At 47.5% G+C, this 16465-nt stretch carries 13 protein-coding genes; 3 read left to right on the forward strand and 10 right to left on the reverse strand.

All coding sequences use genetic code 11. The features are described 5' to 3' along the window. Window positions 1-41 precede the first annotated feature (41 nt). Together IC229_RS01015 and IC229_RS01020 are read left to right on the forward strand one after the other, a co-directional pair. Window positions 42-1139, forward strand: a complete 1098-nt coding sequence (locus IC229_RS01015) for an acyltransferase family protein (RefSeq protein WP_190885057.1) — start codon at window positions 42-44, stop codon at window positions 1137-1139. Beyond that, window positions 1136-3559 (forward strand): type 1 glutamine amidotransferase family protein, encoded by a 2424-nt coding sequence (locus IC229_RS01020; RefSeq protein ID WP_190885058.1) that lies wholly within the window; start codon window positions 1136-1138, stop codon window positions 3557-3559. Before IC229_RS01015 ends, IC229_RS01020 begins: the two co-directional genes overlap by 4 nt. A 54-nt stretch (window positions 3560-3613) precedes the next feature. Here IC229_RS01020 and IC229_RS35225 read toward each other — a convergent pair whose 3' ends face one another. The 3 genes from IC229_RS35225 to IC229_RS35235 all read right to left on the reverse strand — a co-directional run bounded on the left by IC229_RS35225 (window position 3614) and on the right by IC229_RS35235 (window position 4509). Further along, a complete protein-coding gene (locus IC229_RS35225; RefSeq protein ID WP_223833793.1) occupies window positions 3614-3808 on the reverse strand; it encodes a hypothetical protein in 195 nt (64 codons plus the stop codon). A gap of 17 nt (window positions 3809-3825) precedes the next feature. Then, on the reverse strand, window positions 3826-4116 hold the full coding sequence (locus IC229_RS35230) for a hypothetical protein (protein ID WP_223833794.1): 291 nt from the start codon (window positions 4114-4116) through the stop codon (window positions 3826-3828). Between the two features lie 81 nt (window positions 4117-4197). Then, window positions 4198-4509: an RpnC/YadD family protein gene (locus IC229_RS35235; RefSeq protein WP_223833795.1), complete on the reverse strand. Its 312-nt coding sequence runs from the start codon at window positions 4507-4509 to the stop codon at window positions 4198-4200. A 186-nt stretch (window positions 4510-4695) separates the two neighbouring features. Between IC229_RS35235 and IC229_RS01030 the strand changes: the two genes are divergently transcribed. Continuing rightward, on the forward strand, window positions 4696-5613 hold the full coding sequence (locus IC229_RS01030) for a glycoside hydrolase family protein (protein WP_190885059.1): 918 nt from the start codon (window positions 4696-4698) through the stop codon (window positions 5611-5613). A gap of 95 nt (window positions 5614-5708) precedes the next feature. On the opposite strand, the gene IC229_RS01035 is transcribed toward IC229_RS01030, so the two are convergent. From IC229_RS01035 to IC229_RS01060, 7 genes are all read right to left on the reverse strand, one after another. Then, window positions 5709-10025, reverse strand: a complete 4317-nt coding sequence (locus IC229_RS01035) for an SdrD B-like domain-containing protein (protein WP_190885060.1) — start codon at window positions 10023-10025, stop codon at window positions 5709-5711. Window positions 10026-10287: 262 nt separating this feature from the next. After that, a complete protein-coding gene (locus IC229_RS01040; protein ID WP_190885061.1) occupies window positions 10288-11382 on the reverse strand; it encodes a hypothetical protein in 1095 nt (364 codons plus the stop codon). Window positions 11383-11395: 13 nt separating this feature from the next. Continuing rightward, window positions 11396-12025 carry a hypothetical protein gene (locus tag IC229_RS01045; protein ID WP_190885062.1) on the reverse strand — a complete coding sequence of 210 codons (630 nt, stop codon included), beginning with the start codon at window positions 12023-12025 and terminating at the stop codon, window positions 11396-11398. Then, the gene (locus tag IC229_RS35240; RefSeq protein ID WP_223833796.1) at window positions 12025-12879 is read right to left on the reverse strand and encodes a class I SAM-dependent methyltransferase; all 855 of its coding nucleotides are present in this window, start codon (window positions 12877-12879) and stop codon (window positions 12025-12027) included. The genes IC229_RS01045 and IC229_RS35240 overlap by 1 nt, the downstream gene beginning before the upstream one ends. A 51-nt stretch (window positions 12880-12930) precedes the next feature. After that, window positions 12931-14712 (reverse strand): FAD-binding protein, encoded by a 1782-nt coding sequence (locus tag IC229_RS01050; protein ID WP_317171498.1) that lies wholly within the window; start codon window positions 14710-14712, stop codon window positions 12931-12933. Between the two features lie 139 nt (window positions 14713-14851). Next, window positions 14852-15208: a hypothetical protein gene (locus IC229_RS01055; RefSeq protein ID WP_190885063.1), complete on the reverse strand. Its 357-nt coding sequence runs from the start codon at window positions 15206-15208 to the stop codon at window positions 14852-14854. A gap of 78 nt (window positions 15209-15286) precedes the next feature. Beyond that, window positions 15287-16342, reverse strand: coding sequence for a DUF4097 family beta strand repeat-containing protein (locus tag IC229_RS01060; protein ID WP_190885064.1), 1056 nt, complete (start codon window positions 16340-16342; stop codon window positions 15287-15289). Window positions 16343-16465 lie beyond the last annotated feature (123 nt).

A 16465-nucleotide genomic window follows, 5' to 3' on the forward strand; every position in this document is an offset into this window, starting at 1 on the left:
TAAAGATACTATTGCCGGAACTGTGCTTTTTTCACTTTTTAATGACACAACAACCTACCCGACTCATTTCGTTAGATGCGCTACGTGGCTTTACTATTGCAGCCATGATTGTGGCGAATTTCCCGGGAAGTGAAGAATATGTGTATTTTACGTTACGTCATACCAAATGGAATGGTCTGTCTTTCACGGACTTAATTGCCCCGACGTTTCTGTTTATTGTTGGTGTGTCCATTGCGCTGGCGTATGCGAAGAAACTGACAGATGGCAGCCCCAAAGGTGAGCTGTACCGAAAAATCATAATTCGGTCGTTGAAGATTTTCGCGGTGGGTATGTTCCTGAACATGATGCCTGATTTCGATTTTTCGACCGTGCGCTGGACGGGAACACTGCACCGGATTGCCATTGTGTTTCTGGTCTGCGGTATTTTATTCCTGAACACAACCTGGAAACAGCAACTCTGGATTGGCATCATTACGTTGGTCGCCTACTGGTTAGCCATGACCCTAATTCCTACTCCCGATGTAGGCTACGTCATCCTGGAACCTGGTCAAAATCTGGCTGCCTGGCTCGACCGAAAGTTTTTGCCTGGCCGTATGTGGCAGGGCACCTGGGACCCCGAAGGTATTCTTAGTACGTTCCCATCCATCGTAACGACAATCACAGGAATGCTGGCTGGTCGTTTTATGCTTACTAAAACTACGCCTACTGAAAAAGTCTCGTATCTGATGACCGCCGGACTGTTTACGGCAGCTACGGGTTATTTCTGGGGGTTGACATTTCCCGTCAACGAAAATCTCTGGACCAGTTCATTTGTACTCGTTACGTCGGGCTTTGCGGCTATGTTATTGGGGGCTGTTTACTTCCTGGTCGATGTGCTGGGCCATACAAAGGGTACCAAGACCGGCATCATTTTCGGCGCTAATGCTATCACTGTATACGTACTGGCTGACATTTTTGCCTTGTTTTTTTATCGATTTAAGTTCGGTGCCCAATCGCTGAATGAACACGTAGTGGACGGCTTAATTTCGATTGGTGTACAACCTGAATTGGCGAGTTTGCTTTACGCGCTGTTTTTTATCGGCATCAATTTTATTCCGGCCTACCTCCTTTACCAGCGAAAGATTTTCATCAAACTATGATACGTTCCTGTATCCACTTTACAATCGGTTTCTTCCTGTTTCTGACCAACGTATTCGCTGCTTCAATCGACCTGTCGAAAGCACGTATCGTCACTACCGTAACAGATAAAAAAATCCTCGGCCGCACCGTTGAAATTCTCCAGCAGGAAGTTCAGAAACGTACTGGAATTCAGTTGCCTGTTGCTGCTAAATTTTCGAATGATAATCAACCTGTTATTGCACTAGCGCTGGAAAGTAACGTAGCGCAATTGCCTGCTACGTTCCGAACGGCAATTCAAACGCTACCCCAAACGAAGCAAGAAGGTTTTAAGCTGGTAACATTAATCCCAAATAACGTAGTACTAATCGTGGGGTACGATGCACGCGGGCTGCTGTATGGTGTTGGGAAACTGCTACGTAATCTGGAGATGCGGCCGGGCAAAATCAACGTATCGGAAAACCTGTCGATAGCCACTAGTCCACGTTATCCGATTCGCGGTCATCAGCTAGGCTATCGCCCTAAAACCAATGCTTATGATGCTTTTTCGGTAGCGCAATTCGACCAATATATTCGTGAATTGGCGCTGTTTGGCGCCAATAGCATCGAGATAATGCCGCCACGTACCGACGATGATTTCACGAGTCGGCACATGAAATTGCCCGCTATAAAGATGATTCACGAGCAATCGCGGATTTGCGCCGAATATGGGCTGGATGTCTGGATGTGGTATCCGAACATGGGCGAGAATTATACACACCCCGATTCCATTCAGAAAGAATTAGCGGAGCGCCATCAGATTTTTGCCGCCGTTCCGAAACTGGATGCGGTTTTTGTCCCCGGTGGCGACCCTGGCGAACTGGAACCTGACGTATTGTTTGCATGGCTGGAAAAAGAAGCGCAAGTCTTGCGTAAATATCATCCGAAGGCCAAAATCTGGGTTTCTCCGCAGGTATTTCGGCCTGCACAGCCGTGGTTTGATGCTTTCTATAAACACGTAAATCGCGGATACGACTGGTTCGGCGGGGTGGTTTTTGGGCCGTGGGTCAAGGTGCCCGTTGATGAACTTCGGAAACGTATCAATCCGAATATCCCCATTCGGCATTATCCCGATATTACGCACAATTACAGCTCGCAATATCCGGTACCGCATTGGGATCTGGCCTGGGCCATGACGCTCGGTCGGGAGAGTATCAACCCACGCCCGCACGATGAAAAAGCGATTCATAATGCGCTTGATGAATATGGTTCGGGTAGCATCAGCTATTCGGAAGGAACGAATGATGATGTCAATAAATTCGTCTGGAGCGATCAGGACTGGAACCCTGAAACGCCTGTTGTTGAGACGCTACGTGATTACGCCCGGTTATTTATTGGTCCTGATTACATCGAATCCCTAGCGCAGGGAATAGTAGCGTTAGAGCAAAATTGGCGAGGTAACCTGCTCACCAATGACGCTGTCGACCGGACGCTGATGCAGTGGCAGGCAATGGAAAAAACGGCTCCCCGTAACGTACTGCAAAATCCACGTTTTCAAATGGGGCAAATACGGGCGTATTATGATACGTACACCCGCCATCGACTCCAGTACGAAACCGATTTAGAGCGGCAAGCCCGTGAGCGACTGGAGTTTATTGGCCCTAATGGTTCATTAGCAGCTATCCGCGAAGCCAATACGATTCTGGAAAAAGCCTGGCAATCGCCCATCCTGCCAACGTATCGACAAACATGCTTTGCCTTAGCTGACTCACTCTTCAAAAGTATCGGCGCTCAATTGACCATCGAAAAACATGGAGCCATGTCGGGGCGGGGGAATTTTGTGGATAATATTGATATTCCACTTAACGACTCGCCCTGGCTGCAATCGCAACTGGCGCAGATTGAAAAAATAACGAATGAACAGGAACGGCAATTGAAAATTCGGGAGATGTTACACCGTACAGATCCTGGCCCCGGCGGATTTTACGACCATATTGGCTCACCAGAAAGTTGGCATCGTGTTGTTTCGGGTGAGCCTTGGGCGGAAGACCCCGGCAGTTTGCGTTCGCCCAGAACGGGATTTGGCGTGGGGTTGGTAGGTGTCGAATGGGTGGACGAAATCAAAGCAACGGGTTTCAAAGGTCAGATTACGCCCCGCGTCTGGATGAAACAGGCCAAAACGTTGTACGACCAGCCCCTAAAAATCGCCTATTCCGAACTTGATCCGACTGCTACGTATCGCCTTCGAATTGCTTACACCGGACGCTTCCGTTCGCGCATGAAACTCTCCACTGATGATGGGTCAACCATCCACGAATTTATCCAGACAGGCGAACAACCCATTTACGAATTCGACGTACCGAAAGCGGCTTCAGCCGACGGTTCCGTTACGTTCATCTGGACGTGCGGAGAAGGCGAACGCGGGTCGCAGGTAACCGAAATCTGGCTAATCCGGAAACCATAAAAAATCGCTCTGTAGCTGTTTCTAGCTACAGAGCGATTACAGTATCTACCTCGATTACTGATTGGTTTTCTTTATTTCTTCTACGAATTCTACAGATACGCCAACCAATCGGGCCATCTCTGCCGTAGAGAAATTAGTTTCCCGAAGGAGGGTTTTGGTAAACGTAGTATCTTTTTCTTTCGCCTTTTCCAGACCTTCTTTTAGGCCCTCTTTTCTGGCTCTGTCGAGCAAAAATTCTTCGATGCCCATTGGTTTGTTACTTTGTATTATGAAATCAATCTCTTGTTCAAATTTATCATTTGCTGCTGGTTTTCCAACCGAACATAGTAGCGCAGAAAAGTCAGCAAACGCCGAACTTTGCTCTTGGACAAATGGCTATTTAACAAACCTTTTGCTAAGCTTAACTTCAAATCTAGCAGCTCGTCCTTGTGTAGAGATTTGCTTTTCAGCGCCGTTTTTACTGTTAACACAACCAACGCAAAAGGGTTAGGATCTGCCAATAAATCAGCCTCGTTCTGATCACGAATTTTATAAGTGTTGTATTGGTAACGTAGCATCGTGCCGAGACACGCCTGCTCATACTTATCGGGATGATATCGTTTGTGGCCGTCCGTAAAAATAGCGAAAGCAGTAATGGGCTAGCGATACTTGTCGAATATGCGGTAATAGTACTGAAACATCCGTTCGGCAAAATGCGGGTCTTTATAACCCTGTACTTCAATATGAACCAGAATCCACTGCTCTATTGGTTTGCCAGCCTTTTGGGTAAAAACTTTTACCAGTTTATCGACGTAGCGGGGCTGGTACGTGTCCTGTTCGGGTGGGAACAACTGTTCAAGTTCTTTATCGAGGTATCCAAAGCCTTTGTCGAAATCAAACAGGTCGTCGGCGTTTGGGTAAAAGAATCGCAGAAAATCGTCGAATACATCTTCCAGAATGGCTTTCCACAACGTATCATCGCGTTTAATCAGTGCTGAAATACAGCTTTATAGTTTACTGTGCACGTTAGACGCCAAAAAGCCGGATTGGTTTCTATCTAGCCAAAACATAAGCTGAATAATCAAAATGGCTTTTCACATTACGTACTGTCTTTCGCTAACTTGGCCCTAACTATTTAGCCGATATTCCGATTGTCGATGAAACACACATACTGGCTCCTGATTCTTGGTTTTTTGATGAGTTACACTCTGCCCAATGACGTAGCACATACTGTTGAAGACCCCGCCTTTCCAAGTGAGTTAGTCAATTTTACGTCTTATAAAAACAACCCTGTTTTTAATGGAACAGGTACGGCTACCTGGGATGAGATGATTCGCGAGCGAGGCTACATTCTACATGAGGGTGATACGTATCATTTATGGTATACAGGCTATAAAAAAGGCAAAGGTGAGCCAATGAAACTAGGCTATGCTACGTCGACGGACGGACTGAACTGGACGCGCTACGTGGGAAACCCGATTCATACCGAAACCTGGGTCGAAGATATGTCGGTGATTAACGTTGATGGAATGTATTATATGTTCGCTGAGGGCAAGGGCGACATCGCTCATTTACTGACCTCAACAGACCGGATTCACTGGCAGGAACGTGGCCCGCTCGATATTCGCTACGTTAATGGCAAACCACTCAGCGAAGGACCTTTTGGTACGCCCGCTATCTGGAAAGAAAAAGATACATGGTACCTCTTTTACGAACGTAACGACGAAGCTGTCTGGCTGGCAACCTCGAAAGATTTGAAAACCTGGACGAACGTGCAGGATGAGCCGGTCCTGAAAAAAGGGCCTGATGAATATGACAGTCACGCCGTAGCAATGAACCAGATTATTCGCTACAAAGGTCACTACTATGCCTATTACCACGCTTCAGCCTTCAAAGATTGGCGCGAGTGGTCGACCAACGTAGCGGTGTCGGATGATTTGATTCACTGGAAAAAATACCCCGGAAATCCTATTGTTGGCAGCAATTGCTCCAGTAGCATCCTCGTCCCTGATGGTGATACGTATCGTTTATATACCATGCATCCGGCAGTAAATGTGTATTTGCCGAATAAATAAAAAAGTGCAAAAGAGACTATTTAGTTGGGACGTTTCAAAACGATAAGATATGAAACGTCCCAATAAGTATATTCCAAGTACAACCAAAGCAAAAATTAGCGAACTGGATCGCCAATTCGTTTACTACGTTTGGTTTGTATTAGCACGAAAGGAACACAAATCTCGGCTGGACAACCACAAGCTGTTGGAGTAAACAATACCGTTACGTCCGTGTAACACCCCGCCTGATTGTAGACGCGTACCGTATACGCTTGTGCCAACGTAACACTGGCGAGCGTAGAGACAATGATCCCGTTAGCTGGAATGGCTTGTGGTACTCCAGATAAAGAGCCGGTGAAGCTAGACCCCTGCGAATATTGATACGTATAATTGCTCTGAAAACCAGCCAAAACAATCTGTCCGTTGCTTTGTGCTGTGTTTCCCACACAGGTAGCCGGAATAGCCTGAGCCTGGTAGTGCGGAATCGAGTCCTCTTCAATAATAAATGGACAGCAGCTAAAGTCAGAACATTGACCATTTTGGTTGTCGACAACCAGCGAATAAGCTCCCACTGCCGTTACGTTAACTATATTACTCGTAGCGCCCGGAATGGGTTGGCCATCTTTAAACCACTGATAATGACTACGCCCGGTTGGCGCAGTCAGCTTAAACTCAAACACTTCATCGGCACAAATTCGAGCCGGGATAGAGGTACATACAGATACGGTATCGCCGGGAATGAAGGCAGCATTGTGTACTATCCCTGTACTATCAGCAACGCCCTGTAAGGTTAGCGACAGGCTTTGGCCTGCACCAATGGATGAGATAGTCCATGTACTCACCGGATTTCCTTTTGTAAACGTAGTGCCAATTGGCGACGTAGCTGAGTTAGCTACATAGGTGAGTCCTACGCTCATCGAATCCTTAACCACTACGTTGTTGGCCGACGTAGTACCCGTGTTGGTCAGAACGACAGTATACGAAATAATCTCGCCAAGCCGCGCTTTGGATTTGTCAACCATTTTGTGGAGTTCTAATGAAGCCGTAGTACAACTCATTGGTGCTGTGTAGGTGGTTGATGACGTACTGCACGAAGCTAAAGTAGCCGTCACCGTATGGCTGGCTCCGTCTGAAGAAAGTCCATTAAAATGAGCCGTATAAGTAGCCGAATTAACGGCGGACGTGGCGAAGGTGAGGCTTTCGCTCCCGTGGGTAACCGTCAAAATACCTGTAGTCGGGTTTTCAACCGTAACGACTGCGGTTGCTGAGTAAGTGTTTGTTGCCGAGGCACAAAGCCCGGCTGTGACGGATGCTGACAAGTTACAAGGTGTAGCTACATTACAACTGGCTTGAGCTAACGTAGTGCTGACAACGGTATAGCAAGAAGGACCATTATAGAGTACTACGTTGTATGCTGTACCGATACTGCTCGTCGGATTGCTCAGACCCGTAAATGATACGTATGAAGTGGAAACCGGCTGACTACCAGCCGCTGTATACGATGGAATGCCGCTTGTGACCAGAAAAACTTTGTCGGCATTCTGAATAGTACCAATTGTAATGCTGGCATTACTTTGGGCAGTGCCAGCATCACAGGTCGCTAACGTAGTACTGATAACACCAATTGTAGTGGGTGAGCACGTAAAACCTACATCGAGTGTATGATCGATACGTCCGTAAGCACCTGTTGTCAGGCTAATGACTGGTGCTGTAATCCCTGCTACGTTGTCGACCTGGGCATCTGAATCGTTTCGATCGTTAGCTGTCGCTGAAGCGCTATTGGACGTAGTAAGCAAATACTTCCCATTGTTGAGCGTAAGTACGCCGTCTGCAAATTGGCTACCTGTGCCAAACACAAGTTGATAAGGCGTATTGGGTAGCAAACCAGTCGTTGAAACTGTGCCGGTTACCGTGCTGCTGGTTGGCACATTATTGAAATAATATTCTCCATTTGTATTCGTAACGGTTGCCGTAACCAAAGTTCCGCTTCTATAAAGCGAAACGTGTACACCCGGCAAAACGGACTCACACGCTTCCTGAACACCGTCTTTGTTCTCATCCAGCCAGACGCGGTTACCAATTTCAAGCAGTTGTTGCTGATCGCATAGTAGTTCCAGATCACCCAAACCGGCTGCCTTACCAAATGTACCATCACGCGTCCCCGATGTTGGCGACGAATAAAGTGCGAAGGCGTTATTAACCGAGCCATTCGTATTATTCATGTGTCGAATCCCCCCTGAAAAAGGAATAAAGTTGTAGGGGGTATTAATGCCCGTTGGGTCCATAACCCCGGCAACTACCTCACCTGAACCGGGCCGCAAGGCTAATGTCCCTAAACCAATTTCTGCATGATACAGACCGTCTGAGCCAGCACCTGCTCCTGAGTCATCCACGTAAAACTCACCAAAACCCGGTCCCTGATTATTGCTGGGTCGACTACCAACGGAAGGTCCTGCTTTAGCCGCATTTTCTAAAACGAATACGCCTTGTCTAGAAAAAGCCCGTAGAATGTCGCCAGCGACGCGTCCACTATAATCACCACTTCCCGACGGACTATAATTTCGATGCCCCTGCTGTAAACCGGCCCGGTCGCTGAGCGCCAGGATCATGGAGCCGTCCGTGTCAAATTCGATATCTGTCAGGATCGGTTGTGGATGGATCAGGGTAATAGAAGCATTCGAGCCGCTGCTGAATGTTATGGATGTAATCTGACTTGCGAATGAATTAGTCCAGGGAAACCAGCCTGTTATGTTTGCATCTGCCCAATCCGCGTAGCCTTTGGGGTAGGTGAGGGGAAAGTCAAAAATGGGTTGTGTGTTGAACGTATTGGTCGTTGGGTCAAACGAAAATACGCCAGCTCGTAAATTTGATTTGGTACCCGATAACGCATCACAAACTGACCCAACATAGACCTTACCTTTTGAAAACTTGACAGCCCAGGAGCGTTGCGTACCTCCCACGCAGCCTAAACCCGGAATGGCATGAGGGCCGCTTTTGAGGCTTATATCACTGGTATTGAGTGTTATATTGTAAACGCTTAGATCAAGTGCATAGAGCGAATTGTTCTTAATATTCATCAAATAGAGCGTGTTACCATCACTGGACATACTCATACCGCCAATCCCAACGGTCCCGATCAAACTAAACGACTGTGGATCGGCTGAAGGCTGGGCTTTATCACCCACCAGTCCCCGCGCCGTGTTAGAAGGAACGCTACTTGCACCGACATCAATCCCAAAACTGCTCAGGTTAATGTAAGTAGGTATTGACGGACTGTTCTGGTTCGTCAGGTTGGTAATATAGATCGCATCCAATCCTCCCGGACCTAAACCCGCGTGACGTTTCAGGGTAGCCGCGCTAAAAAGTCGCTTCGTGATTTTATTGTAAGCCTGCGCCCATAACGTACCCGTCTGCGATGTGGCCATACTGAACGACCTTGCCGTACTTGTTCCATTTCCCGCTGAATTGTAAGGAATGCCAATCAATCCCTGGCTCGTTCCAGCAGTGCCTGCCACCAGGGGATTTCCACTTGTATATAAAGGTAAAACCAGAAGTGGGTTATCCTGACAATAATCTGTTGGATCACTGACGCCCAAGTTTACATTACAGCTACTTTGAGTAATAAATTGTACCGTTGTGCGGCTATCGATACCTTGCCGTGTAGAACTACCGGCATACATTTCAGGAATTGTTGAAAATTCAACACGTACCGGATACGTCAGAGATGCGCTCGTTGTCCAGACACCATACATATCGGTTGTTGCTGAAACCGGATTGCCGATGCATGGATAGATTGTTATCGTAATCCCAGCTACTCCATTGGTCTCGCCAGCGTCTTTGATGCCGTTCGCATTGTAATCATTATAAACCTGCCCGCCTAAACTTCCTGATGAACATACAGTTGCTAAACAGGATGCTGGCGTGGTATACGATCTTGTTGCTGAGCAAATTGCACTATTTGAGAACTGTGCAGTTACAGTGCCGGTTGCTCCTGTTGCATTTACTTCAAAGGCGATAACCTGGGGCGAAACAATTGTCTGTGATCCAGTTGGAGTCGATGTTCCGCCATTTCCGTACTTAACTGTAATTGCGCCAGGTGTAATCGTTCGGCTCTGCGCTCCTGTAGTTATAACGATATGCCTATTTGTAGGAGCGTTTTGCCAGGCGACTTCAACGCTAACCGTTGCTTTACTGACTCCACTCAGGGAGTAACAGCCTGATGTAGTGACTCTACTAATGGTAAGCGAGCATTGCGCTTTTGTTGAATCAATGGGAAAGATGAATACTACTAGTGTTATGAATAACTTGACTAATAATGCATATTTCTCGTGATGAGCTGTTCCTGAATAAAATGTTTTGACGCAAACAAGTTGAGTTGGTAAAGCGAATTTGTAAACAGAATCTTTACTCTTAGTACAAAATAAAGTGACCATAATCGTGAGATTTGTATGCTAAAAGAGTTACGTAATAGGCTCTTTTATGACAAAGCTCATGCCATCACTTCTGTATATTTATTTACTTAGTATTTTTTATCACAGAAACTGTATATAAATAGCAATTGAGTACACTGAATTGTCAGTTTCACTCAAAAGGATTCCTTTCGTTACAACATACATGCCAAGTGTATACTTATGAAGTATCAAAGTGGATAAAAGTTAAAATGAAAGTGCCAAACAGGGATTCCTGTACTATGGATTAATAATCATACACGTGCTCAATTTTGACCTGCTGCTCCTGGACGTAGCGGATGGTTTTATCCAGTCGGCCAACGGTAGTTACCAGGGCCACGCGCTTTAAGCCGGGTTTAGTGAGGATTGGTTGCGTGAAAACGACCTGAAAATCGGGCAAATTTGGTTGCCAGGATTCTGGCCCAAGTGTAGTAAGTAGCAGAGCCGAATTGTTACCAGCGATCTCTCGGAACGTAACGCCTTGCTGTACCAGCGCCGATGCAGCCGGATTGAACGCTTCGTAACGGGGGAGCAGCAGCAGCGCTGAACCGTCGGGGTATGTTTTTAGCGATTTAGACTTAGCGGGTAACGTAGCAGGAACTTTATCGACAATAACCGCGGTGGTGAGCAAAGCTTCGTCGTAAGCCGCTTTGGTGCCCAGTTTAATCAGGTATCCGTAACCTGCTTTTACCAGTAACTCCGTCAGTAACATGTATTTCCGTTCGCATTTTCGGAAAAAGTGCGGTCCCCAGAAAGATGTTTCACGAAACAGTCGGGGAATGCGGGAAGTGAAATCAAATTCATACCAGGGCAGCTCCCGAATAAAATCGACGTAGTCCTGTGTGAACTGCGCGTTGAATTTGTCTTCGTCAGTTACTACGTCGCCGTTTGGCGGATCTGTCAATCGACCGACTACGGTTTCGTAGAGGGCTTTCAGGGCATATTCGACGGTTGTGCTCACGCCAATCACCCAAATCATTATGTGGTAGCCCGTATTGAACGGAAACGCTTCTTTAATCTGGTCGTACATGATGCCGTAACTCTGCCAGATCTGCCGAACATGACTCATGTATGGGAACGTAGTGGTCGTGTGAATCTGGGCGTAGTCGGCAATTTCGGCGGGACTATGCACCAGAAACCATTCAGGATACGTCAGAAACGTCTGATCGGCGGGGCGAATGTGTTCCTTTGGCGTAACTGGATGTGGATTGCTCACGAGCCAGTCTTTGGGCACAACGCACCCTTTTCCGGCCGGGATGGTCAGGTTATTACGTTTGCCGCGAAAAAACAGGAAAACGGCCAGCACGACCATAATCACGGCCAGAATCGGAAGTCGGAGCATGCGTTACGAATGGTTAATAATTCCACTTTAAGTTGGCGATTCGGAACATAATCTGGCGCGTACCCTGCCCGGCAAATTCAACATCAACAACCATACTTCGGGACGATTTTAGTTGCTTGATAAGCGCCTTTTCCGAATCGAAAAAAATGACGTTAGCGCTACCATTCTCAGCCGCCGAAAATGAATAATTGACAGGCGGACGACCATCGAAACGGATGCGGGCATTTCCACCCTGAAAGCTGCGGTTAAACTGCCCTTTCGACACCTGAATATACACGTGCGTATCGCTTTCCCGTTTGCGCAGGGTCAACGTAGCAACCGAACCACCCGAGTAAGGAAACTCAAATTCAAGCAGTTTCGGCGACGTTATCGACGCTTTATAAACGGTACGTTTTTCTTTATCAACCCGGTTACTATACTGCCACGTATCACTTCCTGCTACGTTATTTTTGACATAAATCTGCGTTTCCGATACGTTACTGACGGGCTGGCTGGTGTTCGTATCCGACGTAACAGCAACTGGGTTTGTGATGGTTGATGTTGTCGGTTTCTTTTTATCAGCACAACCCAAAAAGGCAAGTACGTTTAACAGAAAAACCAAGTTCCTAAAACCCAACGTAGCATTGTTCGACTGACCATTCATCACTTTTTGGTGAACAGGGCCATCGTATTATCCGATGGATCGTTGGCCTGGAGCAGTCGTTTCCCGGCGTCGGTAAACCCTGCTTTTTCAATGATTTTACTCCACTCCTCAATCGGCTTGAAGTCTTTATAATCTTTCTGATCAGTTTCCCAGGTAATATTCAGCCCCAGATTAAAGACCGTATGAACCAGCGATATGAACGTAGCCATGTCAGGGGTTTTAACGTCGTGGTCGCGTAAGATAAACCAGCCGCCAGGACGTAGAATCCGGTGAATGGACGCCAGAAAATCCGGAAGTTTTTCGGGACGAGTATGGTGTAAACCAATAAGACATGTAACCAAATCGACACTAGCGTCAGGAATTTCACTAGGTCTAATCGGATCAAAATCATGCGATTCAATGAACGTACCGAATTTGGTCAACTGACCGCGCTCCATAATATCGGCCGGGCCGTAGGTGGGTGCTACGTCGTTGATAAGGTAAATAGGTCCGCTGACGGGTAGGTGATTCCGTAAATCGCTGATATATCGACCTGTAGAGCCAATTTCGACGTAGCCATTTACCTGCGCTCCGGTGGGCAATAGTTCCAGCATTTGCCGAGACATTTCCTTCTTCTGAACCTTAAGCGCAGGCAATGCATAGGTCAATTCTGACAAAAATGGCTTGATGCTGGAGAGCCTATCCTGGATTTTTTTATAGATGCGTTCGTCTGTGGTTTCGGTTTTGGTTACTTCGCCAATCAGATGATGAAACTTGTCTTCGGGGTATAAGTGAAACACAACCTGGAGGAAGCGGTAGAATGCATCGCGAGGCTTTGTGTTATCGAAAACGGCGTGAAATTCTGAAGTTGCCATGAGGTTGTAAAGGGTTTTAGGGTTGTTGTAGAGACAAGGCATGCCTTGTCTCTACAACTGATAATACGTATCCCAAAATACATTTCGGAACCGGAAATCCGGGTCTAGTTTTTTCTTGATTGCAAACAGTTTTTTCGCGTTCGGATAAGCCTGATGGAACTGTTCCGACGTAGCATGTGGCTGATAAGGAAGGTAATACGCTCCCCCCACCGACACAGCCGTATCAATCAGTTCGCGGGTCCATATAGCAACTTCGTTTTTGGCGACGTTGTTTGTCCGCTGCTTGTAATACACCACAAACGCAAAGACCTCCTCGCGGGCCCAGGCCAGATACGAACCCGCGTCGGGAAGGGCGTGACGTACCGATACGTTGATGACATTGACCCGATATCGATTGAAAATCTCGCTCATTTTTTGGGCAAATTCCTCGAAATGACGTACCGGAACAAAGTACTCCTGCAATACGTACGTGCGGGATGATCGCGAACGGGGTTCGAGTTCGGCTACGTCGTAACCAGCTTCATAATTGCGCCAGTGAACGGGTTTGGACATGTATAGAAGCGGATCGACAATGTGCTCGCGACGCCATCGACCAGACATGGTTTCGGTAAACGCCCACATAAAATACCGCTCCAGCGGATACGATTCCCGCAAAGGCATCAACCGGGTTTTTACAGTCGGTTTCTTCGTCGTTTTTACCCACGTAACAGCCCGCATGTTGGTGAAAGCGGGCGGATACATGTCGCCGTTGTGAAAAACGGCTTCGTTATTATCCCGGACAGAATCGAAGAAATATTGACGATAATCCGAATAAGTTAACTTTTGAAATTGCCGCTCAACGGCAATGTTATCTTCCAGATCCAGTTCGGCAGAAACGATAACGCCAAGCCCATTATACCCACCAATAGCCCCAAAAAAAATGTCTGGATTCTCCGTTCGACTCGCTTTCACCAGCGACCCATCGGCCAGCACCAACTCTATGGAACGTACTGAAAGAATCAGCGGTCCGTGACCCATGTATCGCCCGTGAACATTCACACTCAGTGACCCGCCCACGGTGAAGTTCGCGTAGGTCTGCATGATTTTGATACTCAGGTCATGTTGATCGACGTAGCGTTGGATGTCGCACCAGCGAATGCCCGTTTGCACCTGGATCGTTTTGGCTTCTTTCGAGAACTGAAGCACCTGATTCAGTCCACGCATATCGATATGCAAACTGTTCGGGCTGGCCGTTTGTCCGCCCATGCTGAACCGACCGCCACCGACTGAAATTGGTCCCGTAGTTGTTCGAATACGTTCCTGCAATTCCGCCACCGAAGTCGGACGAAATACATCGGTTACAACGACCGGATTCAGGTGTGTTACGTCGTTGATGATACGTTCCGACGTAGTACCGCCCGGAACCGGCTGCCCGTTGTCGTTCTTCAGATAATCGGCGGCTTCGTTGGGAACGGTGCCGAAGACGTTTTTTTCTTTATCGCCCCGCCGTAATCCAAGTCGATAAATTAACCAGATGGCTCCCACTATTGGAATCAAAACAACTGACAACCAGTAACCTGAGCGGTTAGTGTCGTGTAGTCGTTTAGTGGCCGTTGCTACCAGAGAACCAAGCAGAAGTGGATAGAGAACATACGTAGCACCTTCACCGAACCCATCATATAAAAGCGTGTGAATCACATAAAACGTACTCCAGATAAATACCGAAACGAGCCAGTACGTCGACCGGTTGATACGTCCACGGAGGGTAAACAGAAGATAAGAAAGGGGTAATTTATCTTTCAGACGCATAGGTCTGGCAAATATAGCCGGAAACCAATCAGTTGTCTGATTCACAAGGGAACACCTTACTGAAAGGCAATGCTGAAGTTGGTTAATCCTATTGGTATATGGAAAAACAATGTTGCCAACATCAACTGACTAAAATGCTGGTTTGTTGTGGGAAGACGCTGGGAATTGGGGAACGTAGTAACATTCAGCGCGGTTGACTGCGGTCCAGGACGCGCTTTAAACCACCGCCGATGAAACTTCCTACAAAGGATAGTATCATAGAGCCGTACAGGCTAAAAACTTCTACTTCACTGTCCGAATTATTGGTCGGGTGATCCAGAAAAAAGGTGTAAACAATCCAGATTGTAGCAGCCTGCACAATGGCTAGAAACCAGCCTCTACGCGGCTCCAGAACCCCAACTGCCGTGGCCAGCAACGTAGCAACCAGAAAAGGCAGGTGAGCGGCTATGGCAATCTTGATACAATAAAGAAGTAGCGCACAGCCAATTAGCGTTATTACTACGTTCAGGACAAGTCGACGGTCGAAAAAAGAAGCATTCATGGACTATAAAAAAAGAGTGAATAGTGGAAAATGCACAGCCTCAGCATTTTCCACTATTCACTCTACATTTTTTAGCCCTTACTGGTTCACGTAAACGCTGCCGCTGCTAGCCGATAACGTAACAGGAATGCCACCACCATTGAGTGTGCCTTTGATACGGTTTTTATCGGTGTCTCCACTAAAGTTGTTCAGTGGAATTTTGATGTGGTTTCCGCTCAGATTCAGCGTCAGCCCTTTATCGAGCGGCATTTTTACGTGGATACTACCCGCGCTGGTGCTCAGCCGAACGTATTGCCCGAGTTTCGACAATGATACGTCGACGCCACCGGCGCTGGTGCTGGCATCGATGCTGCCTGCTACGTCGGCCAGCCGAATCGAACCGCCCGATGTACCCGCTTTTACGTCGCCTTCGATGCCTTCGCCGTGTACACTACCGCCACTGGTCTGCGCATCGACGTTACCTTTCAAATCGTTCAGGCGAATGCTGCCTCCCGACGTATGCAGGCGCATAGCTCCCGATGACGATTTGGCTTCAATCGAGCCGCCCGATGTCTGGAGATCAAGCTGCCCCGATGGACCGGCCATACAACGGTCGAGGTGGATGCTACCGCCGGAGGTTTGTCCGTTTACGTCACCTTTGATATCGTTCATGTGCAGACTGCCACCGCTGGTGCGGAATTTCTGATTGCCTGTCAGCGATGCCAGATGGATGCTTCCACCCGATGTACGCAGGTCGGTTGTTACGTTGCGGGGGGTGTAGAATTTAAAACCAATGCTTAGTGATTTTTTCCAGTTGTCGTTGTTACTCCGACGTTTGGCGATGGCTACAATGGTGCTGCCTTCCTGGGTGATGGTGATGTCGTAATCCTTGAGCCGCTCTTCGATTTCTTCTTTGTCGAGTTTGTTGTTCCAGTTGTTGGCTCGCACATACATTTCGACTTTCGCGTTCATGTCGGTGCCGCCTTCGATGGTCAGGCTACCACCCGACGTTTCGGCCCGTACTGAGTTGATGTTGCCCGAGAATGTCTTGGTTTGGTACGGCGTATCACGGTCGTCGTTACCGTTGTTGGCTAGAGCAGTTAACGAGAGGGAGGCTACGCCAAGCAAAGTCAGAAAGAATTGGTTCCGTTTCATACAATGTTGTTTGATATATGGCTGAAAGATGCAATTCGCTTTTCGAAGGTTGCACGACTCTAAAGCGGTTTTCTTTCGACCGATGACTTTATGTGTTCATCAACCAATTGGCAAGTGATGTGC

It is taken from the genome of Spirosoma profusum, from assembly GCF_014699005.1.
Classification (GTDB): domain Bacteria; phylum Bacteroidota; class Bacteroidia; order Cytophagales; family Spirosomataceae; genus Spirosoma; species Spirosoma profusum.